11 protein-coding genes are annotated in these 10,557 nt (G+C 68.7%); 4 read left to right on the top strand and 7 right to left on the bottom strand.

Annotated features, from left to right (window positions below):
- Positions 1–200: 200 nt before the first annotated feature.
- Entirely contained in the window at positions 201–464 is a 264-nt protein-coding gene (locus CLM62_RS33760; protein WP_143659196.1) for a hypothetical protein, read from the bottom strand.
- 259 nt (positions 465–723) lie between these two features.
- On the opposite strand from CLM62_RS33760, the gene CLM62_RS33755 reads away from it, so the two are divergent.
- Complete coding sequence (locus CLM62_RS33755) at positions 724–1,374, top strand: hypothetical protein (RefSeq protein WP_095753696.1); 651 nt, start codon at positions 724–726, stop codon at positions 1,372–1,374.
- A gap of 98 nt (positions 1,375–1,472) precedes the next feature.
- On the opposite strand, the gene CLM62_RS33750 is transcribed toward CLM62_RS33755, so the two are convergent.
- On the bottom strand, positions 1,473–3,053 hold the full coding sequence (locus tag CLM62_RS33750) for an ISL3 family transposase (protein WP_257004239.1): 1,581 nt from the start codon (positions 3,051–3,053) through the stop codon (positions 1,473–1,475).
- On the opposite strand from CLM62_RS33750, the gene CLM62_RS33745 reads away from it, so the two are divergent.
- A complete protein-coding gene (locus CLM62_RS33745; protein ID WP_095753694.1) occupies positions 3,041–3,502 on the top strand; it encodes an HAD family hydrolase in 462 nt (153 codons plus the stop codon). The genes CLM62_RS33750 and CLM62_RS33745 overlap by 13 nt on opposite strands.
- 26 nt (positions 3,503–3,528) lie before the next feature.
- On the opposite strand, the gene CLM62_RS33740 is transcribed toward CLM62_RS33745, so the two are convergent.
- Entirely contained in the window at positions 3,529–4,263 is a 735-nt protein-coding gene (locus CLM62_RS33740; RefSeq protein WP_257004238.1) for an A24 family peptidase, read from the bottom strand.
- A gap of 186 nt (positions 4,264–4,449) precedes the next feature.
- On the opposite strand from CLM62_RS33740, the gene CLM62_RS33735 reads away from it, so the two are divergent.
- Positions 4,450–5,253 carry a PIN domain-containing protein gene (locus CLM62_RS33735; RefSeq protein ID WP_143659195.1) on the top strand — a complete coding sequence of 268 codons (804 nt, stop codon included), beginning with the start codon at positions 4,450–4,452 and terminating at the stop codon, positions 5,251–5,253.
- 21 nt (positions 5,254–5,274) lie between these two features.
- Here the strand turns inward: CLM62_RS33735 and CLM62_RS33730 are convergent, their stop codons facing one another.
- From CLM62_RS33730 to CLM62_RS33720, 3 genes are all read right to left on the bottom strand, one after another.
- Entirely contained in the window at positions 5,275–5,646 is a 372-nt protein-coding gene (locus CLM62_RS33730) for a type II toxin-antitoxin system death-on-curing family toxin (RefSeq protein WP_095753692.1), read from the bottom strand.
- Positions 5,643–5,945, bottom strand: coding sequence for a hypothetical protein (locus CLM62_RS33725; RefSeq protein WP_095753691.1), 303 nt, complete (start codon positions 5,943–5,945; stop codon positions 5,643–5,645). Before CLM62_RS33725 ends, CLM62_RS33730 begins: the two co-directional genes overlap by 4 nt.
- Before the next feature lie 151 nt (positions 5,946–6,096).
- Positions 6,097–8,679, bottom strand: coding sequence for a DEAD/DEAH box helicase (locus CLM62_RS33720; protein ID WP_095753690.1), 2,583 nt, complete (start codon positions 8,677–8,679; stop codon positions 6,097–6,099).
- 236 nt (positions 8,680–8,915) lie between these two features.
- Between CLM62_RS33720 and CLM62_RS33715 the strand changes: the two genes are divergently transcribed.
- Positions 8,916–9,401, top strand: coding sequence for a hypothetical protein (locus tag CLM62_RS33715; protein WP_257004237.1), 486 nt, complete (start codon positions 8,916–8,918; stop codon positions 9,399–9,401).
- A gap of 4 nt (positions 9,402–9,405) precedes the next feature.
- Here the strand turns inward: CLM62_RS33715 and CLM62_RS49520 are convergent, their stop codons facing one another.
- Positions 9,406–10,224: a hypothetical protein gene (locus CLM62_RS49520; protein ID WP_143659194.1), complete on the bottom strand. Its 819-nt coding sequence runs from the start codon at positions 10,222–10,224 to the stop codon at positions 9,406–9,408.
- Positions 10,225–10,557: the final 333 nt, after the last annotated feature.

Here is a 10,557-nt window from a genome sequence, read left to right as displayed (position 1 = left end):
ACGGAACCAACGCGGCTCCCGCGCCTGTGGGTTGAGACTTCGAACACCTCCCCCAACGGCACGGGAGCCTCGTGCGTTGCGCACCCCGTCGGCGTCACCCGATCGGTAGCCGCGCTGAAAACGCTCACTGCCGACAATGCTGCACGCAGGTGGGAGGGGCGCGACGTGCTCAGGGATGTCGGTGTGGGGGCGTAAGGGGGTCACGACTCACCTCGGTCCTGCGTGTCATCGGCGTCGACTTCGGCCCAGATCACCGACGTGCCGTCCTTCTGGAGGCTGTGCCCGAAGCGGTCGGCGCCCCGGATGAGCAGGTGGAAGAGGCCCACCAAGGTGGCCTCGCCGATCGTGGGTGGCACCTCGGCCTCGATCCGCACGCGCTCGTCCGTCTCGTCGGTGGCCGGGGTCGCGCCGAGCGAAGTGAGCATCGAGGCGATCGCGGTGGCCTGGAGTGTCGGCGACTTCACGGATCTCCCCCGCACACCGGGGAACATCCGGGCCGTCGCCGAACTCAAGCTGCAGGTCTTCGGTCTCGACACCCCGATCCTGTGTGGCTTCGGCAGCGTGAGCTGGGATCTGGCGCAAGTTCCGTGCGCTGACTACTGAGCGTTAGGCGCGGAGGACGCGTTCCCGGAGGAGCGGGAAGCGGCTCGCAGGTTGTGGTGTTGTCGGAGGGGCGTTGTAGTTAACCGCCGCAGGGGATGCCGATGATCGTACGATCGCGGCATGACTGCGGATACGCGAATCGAGCAGGCTGAACTCCTTTACGAGCGCGCTGTCTTCGGCGGCGACACCGGTGCACTGGCCACCGCCGACCAAGGTCTCGATGCGGTCGAGGCAGACCTTGCCCTGGCTCGTGGCCGTCTTGTCCATGCCCGCTTCCTGGAGGAGCGGGTCGAGGACGCACGGGAGCTGGAGCTGTTCGAGCGCGCAGCAGAGTTGTACAGGCGGCTCGGCGATGCGCGGGGGGAGGGGGAGGCACTGTTCTGGGCCGGTACGTTCCATCAGGTGGTCCGCGATGACACGAAGACCGCCCTGCCCTTCTTCACGCACGCTCTTGATCTCGCCACCCAGGCCGACGACCGGCTGACCATGTCCTACGCCCTTCGACACCTTGGTTTCGCGGAGCACATGGCTGGACGGCTGGATGCGGCGCGGGCGCACCTCGAGGAGTCCACCTGTCTACGTCGCGAACACGGGTTCCTGCCGGGGGTGGCCGCAAATCTGATCACGCTCGCCGAGTTCGCTGTCGAGCAGAACCGGCGGGACGAGGCTGCGGCACTCCTCAAGGAGGCTGCCGAGCTGGCCGAGAACACCGACTCCAACGGCGTCCTGCGCTGGGTGACGGGAGCCCGCGAGAGGCTCGACCTGGCGTGAGAAGGTGTGGCGCTTCGCTTTTCCCGGCGGCCTTTTGAACAGTGGCCAGGGTGGAATCCTGTGGGCCTGGCGAAGGTCCGTGAGCCGATTACGGAGTGTCAGGTCAATAGGACGCGCTTTCGGAGCAGAGGCAGTCCGGCTCGGCCGAACATCTGCCGCTTGAGCATCTTGATCCGGTTGACTGTGCCTTCGACCGGCCCGGAGTTCCAGTCGGTGGTGAGCCCGGCCGTTACGGCGTCGAAGTCGCCTTGCAGGCCGACGGCGAAAGTGCTGATGCCAGGCAGGTTTGCGTCAGTGGCCTCGGTGATCCAGTCGGGCAGGCGGGTTCCGCTGAGTGTGGTGAGCATCTCGGCAAACGAGCTGGTCAGCTCCGCCGCGGTGGCCAGTTCGGGGCAGCGGTCGAGCACCGCCTTGCGGTGCAGCTTCTCCTCCTCGCTGAGGGTGGCCGGATGCCGGGTGATCCAGCCGGTCACCTGCCGTACCGAGGGCGGTGGTGGAGCGGGCGTGAAGCCGTCGTTGTTCTTCGGCAGTGCCCGCCTGGCCCAGTCGCGGACGGTGGAGTAACAGCCGCGGAAGCCGCGTGCCGTGATCTCGCGGTGGAGGCCGAGGACCGTCACCTCGCCCTCGGTCTCGGTCCACCGATGTTCGAGGTAGGGCTTGAACGGATCGAGCTTGCTGGAGCGTTGGCGCTTGCGGCCCTTGACCATGTCCTGCCAGCGGGCGGCGCGGGCGTACCGCTGGACGGTGTGCCGGCCCCAGCCCAGGTGGCGGGCGATGTGCCGGATTCCCATGCCCTGGCCGAGGAGTTCATGGACGATAGCATGGTGGGCGCGGGCCCGTTCGGCGAACCTTCCCATCGCATCTTGTTCTTCGTCCTCCTTGCCAGGTTCGGGGGGAGCGGGTGTCTCCCACTCGGGTTCCGGCTCCGGAGCGTCGGGCTGCAGGTCGCGCAAGGCGGAGCGGTTGGCGGCGACGGTCTTCTCGACCGCGGAGGTGAGGTTCTGCCACAGATGAAAGCGGTCGGCGACTTGTGTGGCCTGGGGCGCGGCGGCGCTGGCCGCGTCCGCGTAGGCGCCGGAGCGGTCGCGGCAGATGACCTCGATGCCGGGGCGGGCGGCCAGCCATGGCGCGAGTGTGGCGGAGTCCCGTTCCGGCAGCAGGTCGAGGACCTGGTGGGTCTCTGCGTCGATCACGACGGTGCCGTAGACGTGGCCGCGGCGCAGCGCGAAGTCGTCCACCCCGACCGCCCTCGGCTCAGTCGGGTCCATCACCCGGCGCAGCAGTGTGCTGCGGCTGGCCGTGATCCCCATCAGCTTCGCGAGCCGGGCTCCGGCCCGCCCGGCCAGCGCCAGCCCGATCGCGCCCAGCGCCGCGCGCAGCCGTTCGGTGACCCGGCCGTGGCGGCGGGTCAGCCCCGCCACCTGCTCCACGAACGTCCTGCGCGGGCATGACCGCGTGCTGCAGACGTACCGCCGGACACGCAAGGCCAGCACGACGTGCTGGCCGGCGCTGGGCAGATCCGCCGGGAACCGCAGGTAGGAGCTGTGAACCCTCTGCGACCAGCTGCCGCAGATCGGGCAGGCGGCGCCGGCCGCCGTGCACCGGGCCTCGATGCGTATCGCTTCGCCGTCGGCGTCGACCGACGCGATCGCCATCCCGGAGACCGATGGAAACAGCACGGCTTGCAGTTGATGCGGCACCTCGTTCACGACGACTGAATCTCGGGCCCGTCAGCCGAACGAGCAGCGAAATCAAGGCGACTTCCGGCGCCCCCAACCCGAGATCAACAACTGCAACGCGTAACGGGCGCACGGAACTTGCGCCAGATCCCATCAACCACTGTCAAAGCCAATCCTGTGGGAGTTGGGCGCCTACGGGGAGAACCACGACGTGCGCTACACCTCTCCGCCTGGCCCTGCAGCGTGCGCACACCACCGCGGACGGCGCCGTGCTGATCGGGTACACCCCGGCGGACATCGAGGGCGCCCACGCCAATGGAGTGCGCGTGATCGCCGTAGCCACCGGCCGAAGCGACGAAGCCGCGCTCCGTGACGCCGACGCAGAGGTGGTCCTCCCCGATCTGCGTGATGCCGAACTGCTGGTCAAGCTCGTAGGCAACGGCGTCTGAGTCTCACCAGGTGTGAAGTCGCCTCATCAGCTGGCGAAGGAGCCGAGGAGCACGCCGACTTCGGCTCCGGTCAGAAGGAACGGTCCTAGCGGGTGGGCCGTCTTGCGGTCGGCACGGCGCGCGACGATAAGGCTGAGGCCGTACAGCGCGAAGAGTAGGAAGCCCGCGAAGGTGCCGGCGATGAGGATGTCCCACCCGTGCCAGCCGGTGACGGCACCGAGGGTGAGGGCGAGTTTCACGTCTCCGAAGCCGAACCCTGCGGGGTTGATCAGGAAGAGTACGAGGCAGAAGGCGCCGAGCGCGAGGGAGCCGAACAGCGCGCTCCTCCAGCTTCCGTCGGTGCCGGGCAGCAGCGCCGCCACACCGAGCAGGCCCAGCGTGATCGCGGCGAGCGGCAGGGTGACGACGTCGGGCAGCCGTTCCACCGTGAAGTCCACGGTGGCGAGCAGCACGCCGATCGGGGCGAGCACCAGCCAGACCACCAGTTCGGGGCGGGCATCGACTGCGGCCGCCAGAACGACGCAGACCACGGCCGTGACGGCGGCAAGGACCGGCGTGCTGGGGCCGTACGAGTCGCAGTCGGCGCAGCGGGCCCGCCCCAGCCATCCCTTCCCGGCACCGGCGAAGGCGTGTCCGGCAGGACACGCTGCCCGCCACGGCTCATCGGGCGACACGGAAAGCCGGTACGCGGCGCGCGGTATGAGCAGACCCGCGCCGGCACCCCACAAGAGCGCCGCCGCAGTGATCCAGAACGTCTCCACCCGACGGAGCCTAAGCTCAGCCCCGTCCGGTGTTACGGACGGTCCTACCGTGAGGAGCACGTGCATGCTGTTGAGGCCCGGAACGACCTGCGCTGAGGCGATCACGCTGTGGAGCGCCTGACCGACCAGGGGCTCAACGACGTCCAGAACTCTGTACCGCATGTTGTCGGCAATGCGGTGCCCGGCATGCCCCAGGAACACTGGGACGCCGTCGCTCGGACGTTGCGCATGTACGACCAGTGGACGCTTCAGGCCGGGACCGAGTTGCTGGAGGCGTTCGCCGACCGGTCGGTGGCGGCCCGGCTGCGGGGCGAGCGGTACAACGCGATCATGCACGGTCAGTTCACTGCCGACCGGCACACGGTGCTGATGAACACCGAGTTGCAGGAACTGCGCAGCCACTTCATGGAGTTGGCCAACGATCTGCGCCGGACACAGGAGCGTTTCACCCGCCACCAGGTGCGGACGGTGGTGCTGGACACCAACGACCTGCTGCACTACATGCGCTTCGACAAGATCCCGTGGCCGCGGCTCTTCGGTCGCGGCGCGTCCGTGATGATCCCGCGTGTCGTCCTCGACGAGATCGACAAGAAGTCCTACGAGACTCACGACACAGGCGTACGGAAGCGGGCGCGCGGCGTCTTCGCGCTCCTGGAGCAGACGCTGGCCCGGATCGAGGCCGACGGCCACGCGGTGGTGAACGGGGACACCGCCGTCGACGTTCTGCTGGACGAGCCCGGGCATGTGCGGCTGCCGAACAACGACGACGAGATCGTCGCGCGCGCCTGCTATCTGCGGCAGGCCATCGCCCCGGCGCCGGTCACGGTGGTCACCGGGGACAACGGGATGCGGGCTCGCGCGCTGTCCTGGGGGCTGGAGGCCTGCGTCCTGGACGAGAAGTACAAGATCGAGCGGCTGAGTGCTGCGGAGAAGGCGGAGAACGAGCAGGCTATTACGTTCGAGGTGCCCGACGAGGACGGGGCCGGGTAACCCCGGCGCCGGCCGGCAGCCTCAGCCGGTGGACCAGGCGCGCAGTTGCGCGGCGACCTCCTGAACACGGGCGCCCTTGTGCTTGGCGCGCATGACGAGCGCGAGGGCTTCCTCCGGCTCGTAATCCAGGGTGACGCCGTTGGTGTTGAGGAATGTCTCGGCGACCAGCCAGGCGAAGAACTCGTTCTTCGCCTCCAGCGGCTCGTGCAGCGCGATGGTCTCCAGCATGGCCGCGGCCTTGAGCCAGTCGCTCGCGTACACGTCGCGACCCATGTAGTGGGCCTGGATCCGCGCGCAGGCGGCGTCCAGCACGCCCAGGTCGAGACAGGCCGGGTCGCCCGGGAGGGTCTGTGCGATCTGCAGGAGCTCTTGCGGGGTGAGGAACCGGGTCACGCGGCGTGACCGTGCCGCGGGAGCTCTCGCAGGTCGCGGCTGCTCAGGGGCGCGGGGTCGGGCCACGCGGCCGTGCTGGTGTCGGCGGCGCGGGTGTCCTGGGTGGCGAAGACCTCGGCGAGTTGCGGGACGCGGTCGCGGGTCTTGCCCAGGGCCTTGAGGAACGGGTCGTCGGCAGCCTTGAGCGCCGCTTCGCGGACGAAGTCCTGGGGGGACTTGCCGACGATGTCGGCGGCTGCCGCGACGCGCGCATATTCCTCCGGGGCGAAGGGCGGCACCGGGGATCCGTTCTGGTCCATACGAGCGACAGTACCAGCGGCCTCGCTCCCTGCCGACAGCGTTCGGGCAAGAAGAGAGGCGCAGCGGCCGGTCGACGGCGGGTGCCCCTTCAAGTCTTCCGCGAACGTACCAGTTGATGGTTGATGTCGGCTTGGTCGGGGTGCGTCATGGTCACGTGCTGGTGCGGGCGGCCTCGGAGTAGGTGTCGAAGAAGCGGTCTCCCGTGAGCTTGTGGTGAGCGAGTTGCGCGGCGACGGCCTGCTCGTCGCCCCATCGGCCCAGGTCACTGGCGAGCGCGACGGCGTACTGGACGACCGCCTGCTTCAGGAGCTCGTACTTTGCCGGTGTCACCACGCGCATCCCCGGTTGCGGGGTGGCCTTGGCCTCGCAGACGCGGCTGGGGTGCACCATGACGGGCAGGGCCTTGACCTCGGGGTTGTTCTTGTTGAGCCAGCGGATGCTGCCGCCGAGCTGGTCCGCGTCCTTCTTGGCGATCGTGTCGGTGACGCACCCGGTCTTCAGCTCGATCACGGCCTGCCGTGCGACCGAGAGGGCCCAGAGGTTGTCCGGGCCCGTGCCGTACAGCTTCTCCGGCCGGGTGCTCACGAACCCGAGGTGCCGGCCCAGGCGCTCCCAGGCCCGTTCGGCGTCGTCGGCGCGGTCCTCATCGCCCCACACCACTTCTTCCAGCAGTGCCTTCACCCCGAGGACGAGGTTGACGCCGTCGCCGTACTCGGCGGCCAGGAACTGAGCGGCCTCGCGGGCCTGCACGGCCGCCGCCTTGACCTGGGTCGGCTCCACGCCGCCCGCGGGCTTCAGGACGAACTGGTTCTCGTCCAGCGCGCGGGTCAGCACCTGCTGTGCGGCGACGGGATCCGTCATGTGCAGGTAGGCGGCCTTCTGTTCCTGCAGCCAGCCCCGCAGGGCCTGGTCGTCGAGGTCATTCGCGGTCCGCTGGAGGCGGTCGGCGGCCGCGGTGGTCCGTCCGGTTGCTGCCAGGTCGAACGCTTCGCGCAGAGCGACGGCCTCCGGGCGTACGGTCCCGTGCGGGGCGTATCGCACCTCGGCCAGCGCCCGGCGGCTGCGCTCGGTCCACTGGGGGCTCCGTCCGAGGCAGGCCCGCAGGGCCTGGCGCACGGAGTTCAGGCCCTCGCCCTTGATCTGCCGTGCGATGTCGCTGCTGAGCTTGAGCTGGGCCTGGGTGGCGGGCGAGAACAGGCTCAGGTGACGCGGTTCGTGGATGGCGACGCCGAGGTTGGCCCCGAGCAGCAGCACGGCGCAGTAGTCCTCGCTGTCGCGTACACCGCGGCCCATGCCCTGCTCGATCCGCTGCACCTCCCGGGCCAGGCGGACGGAGCTGTCGGCCAGCGCGGCCGCCTCGCGCCGTTCCACCGCGTCCAGGGGGCGCGGGATCCCGTCGAGGATCAGCAGGCGGCAGGCGTCTGCGGGCAGGTCGACGCCGTCGTACTTGTTGACCAGGACCACCATGCCGACATGGCCGGCCTGCAGTTCCTTGACGCCGACGGCGAGGTCGCCGACGCGGTAGGTGCGGTCGGCGTGGTTCTCCCAGGCCTTCGCGGCCTTCTCGCTGGGCACCAGGACCACGACGTTGACCGGCTTGTCCTCGGCGATGCCGTCGCCGTCCCGGTCTCCGTTGGCGAACTGGCGGGCCAGCAGCCGTACGGCCTCGGGGTCGAGTTCCGAGTTGAGCGCGACCGGCGCCAGGATCATCCGGTCTCCGAGATCGGCCGCGCTGCCCGGCGTGACGGGGCGGGCTACGAGGGCGGGCTCGGCGTCGAGGTCGGTTACGAGGGCGCTGTCGTCGGAGAGCGTCGCGGTGAGGTAGACGCGGCGGCGTGCGCGTACGAACGACGGGATGCGGTCGATCGGCGGGCACGAGGGCCGGATCTCCACGGCCTTCGTGGTCGCCGTCGCGGTGCACAGGTGCAGTACTTCGGCGATCAGCGGCCAGGCGAACTTGAAGTCGTCGTGGAACCGGTGGGGGTGGACGATCTCCATGACCCGGGCTCGCTTGTCCGCCCACGCCCAGAACGGAATGGGCGCCAGCGCAGTGGGGTCCTTGTCCTGTAGCTCCGCCCACGCGTTCGCCGACTGGTGCTGCAGGTCCTCGGCGAACAGGTCCAGGAGCTCCTGGTACGCCTTGTGACTTGCGGGCACCCGCAGCCGGAACTGGTCCTCCGTCGTCGCCAGGGCGGCGTGCGCGTCGTCGACGACGACGATTCCCAGATCGATCGGCTCGCGTCCGTCACCGACGACGCCGAACACCGACTTGCCGTTGATCAGCTTGTAGTAGTTCGTCACCAGCACGGCCTGCGCGGCGAGGAACGCCGGGTCCTGCGGATCGTCCGTGGTGGCGATGCTGAGTTTGGCGGCCTCCTCGCGGACCTGCCGCACGAGGTACTTGTCGGGGGCCAGGTACACGGCCTTGCCGATGCCCTCGTTCAGGGTGCTCTGCGCGATCAGCAGACCGACGGCGGTCTTGCCGCCGCCGGTGTTCTGCTTGATCACGACATCTCGGTCATCCCTGCGGCGGTCGAACCACTCGTCCAGCACCTCGCCCTGCTCGTGGCGCAGATAGGGCCACGGACGGTTGGCCAGCCCCGCGTAGATGTCCCGGGGACGCAGGATCGCCTCACTGTCCCCCGCACCGATCCGGTCCCAGTGTCCAGCGCCATCCCGGCACTCCTCCCCAAACGCACGCGGGCGGCTCGCCGCGCACCCAGATGTCTCCATTCTCTACCGACTCACGGGACCGTCGCGGTCTAAGGCGATCATCGCCCGGTCCAGGATCAGGGTTTCCAGGAATGTACGGAGGCGTACGGCCGGCCCTTAAGGACTCCTTGTCCTTGGCGCCGGGAAGCCGCTCTCCGCACGGGACTTGGCTGCGCCGCGCTCGGAACGGTCCTCTTCGAGTGAACGCCCCGCCGAACGGCGGTCCGTGGCACCCGGGCGGTTCTACGATGACGCCGATGGCTTCCTACTCGAAGGACCCGCGCTGCATGGCCATGGCCGAGGCCATGGTCCCGTTGCTGCGCCGTTCCTGTCCCGAGGGGGCCGGCGGCTACGGCGGCTCCTACCAGGTGAACCTGGACGACGAGGAAGCCGTCGGGCTCGGCGGAGTCGAACTGATCAGGGCCGCGATGCGCAAGGCGGCCCGGCAGCTGGACTGGAAGGCCTGGAAGGCCGAAACGATCGGGTGGATCGGCACCCGCTTCGGCACGATGGTCGCCATTCGGGACACCAGGGAGGTCCCCGAGGAGCATCGCGCTGTGGTCGACGCGGCGATGTACGAGCGGATGAGCGCCGCGGTGGCCAGGGTGTCGGCGGAGCCGGGCGAGGCTCCCGTCCAGCGCGGCTCGGCGACCCTGATGACGCAAGAGTTCCGCGCGGCTGTCGCTGAAGCGAGTGCCGGCTTTCTCGGAGGATGGGGCGCCGCGCGCGGAGGCCCCGACTAGGGCGCTAGCAATGCCCGGTCTTTCTTAGGCGCCAGCTGGGTACACCTATGTATTCAAGCGCCCAGAGCCAGTACAGCAGTCCCAAGATCGATGCGCCGATGAGACAGATGATGGCAATCGTGCCGGTCCAGGTATCTCGCGGCTTCGAGTGCTGGTATCCATGGCGCGCACCGATGGCCTCGGCCTTTCTCTCAACCACCTGCTTGTCCGCGGCACTCAAGTGGCCGTCCTGGGCGAGCCACTTCGAAGTCGCGGTGATGTCATCGACGTCGTCTTCGGTGAACACCCCGAAATCGGGGTCCTCGACGTAGACGCTCACGGGGCTGACGACGCAGACCATTGGCTCGCCGGTGTCGATGCTGAGGATGAGGTCGGGCGGATCGTCGCAGTCCACGGAGTCATCGAAGGCCACTGCGTATGGGGAAGGACCGGGCTCGTTCGCTGCCCGGATGAGGCCAAACAAGGCGGCGAGTATCAAGAACACCATCGCGCCCGCTCCGGTGAGCTTCACCGTGCGACCAGGGCGTCCCCATGCCCTCATCCGTTCTGCGGCGACTCCCGCGCGGTCTTCGGGCGTCTGTTGACGCAGCGGGCTCTCCGCCGGAGTAGGCGTTCGCCAACGGGGGGAGAGGCTGTCGGCCACCCCGGCGGCGTTGAAATGTTTCCATGCCGCCCTGACTTGGACGCCCAGTCGGTCAGCCTCCTGGCGGATCTCGTGTTCGACGGCATCCTCCAGCGTCGCTGGCTCGATGGTCACACCCCTACGGGCCAGCTCAGCCCAGGTCTGTGCTACGGCCACTCTGAATGCCCTGGTGTCCTTCACGCTCGGCAGCCTAGGGATTTGGTGGACACGCGCCCTCACACCCTCACAACGTCGGCACCCCGGTCCTCGCGATCAACTCGCGTGTGTTCCGCTCGAAGGAAGGCGGTCGCGGGGAACGGGAGGAATGTACCGGCGAGCACCGGGACCCGTCCCGAGACCAGGGGCTACCGCTGGACTGCAAGATCCACTTTCGATACATGCCCTAGTACTCCAGCAGCGGTTCGTGTCTTGAGCTGCGTTTTCGGTAGTGGCAGCGGCGGGCCATGGCTTGGCGGTGTCTTCTCCAGGCCGACCAGTTCAGTGCGTGGATGACGGGATCGCGGTCGGCTCGTG

This window comes from Streptomyces sp. SA15, assembly GCF_002291145.1.
Lineage (GTDB): Bacteria > Actinomycetota > Actinomycetes > Streptomycetales > Streptomycetaceae > Streptomyces.
The sequence above is the reverse complement of the archived record's forward strand: the minus strand, read 5'-3'. Positions and strand labels throughout refer to the sequence as shown.

Bases quoted from the DNA above. Each gene is read 5' to 3' on its own strand.
- CLM62_RS33755 (WP_095753696.1), top strand. From the start codon at position 724: ATGACTGCGGATACGCGAATCGAGCAGGCTGAACTCCTTTACGAGCGC.
- CLM62_RS33745 (WP_095753694.1), top strand. From the start codon at position 3,041: ATGGAAACAGCACGGCTTGCAGTTGATGCGGCACCTCGTTCACGACGA.
- CLM62_RS33735 (WP_143659195.1), top strand. From the start codon at position 4,450: ATGCCCCAGGAACACTGGGACGCCGTCGCTCGGACGTTGCGCATGTAC.
- CLM62_RS33725 (WP_095753691.1), bottom strand. From the start codon at position 5,945: ATGGACCAGAACGGATCCCCGGTGCCGCCCTTCGCCCCGGAGGAATAT.
- CLM62_RS33720 (WP_095753690.1), bottom strand. From the start codon at position 8,679: ATGGAGACATCTGGGTGCGCGGCGAGCCGCCCGCGTGCGTTTGGGGAG.
- CLM62_RS33715 (WP_257004237.1), top strand. From the start codon at position 8,916: ATGGCTTCCTACTCGAAGGACCCGCGCTGCATGGCCATGGCCGAGGCC.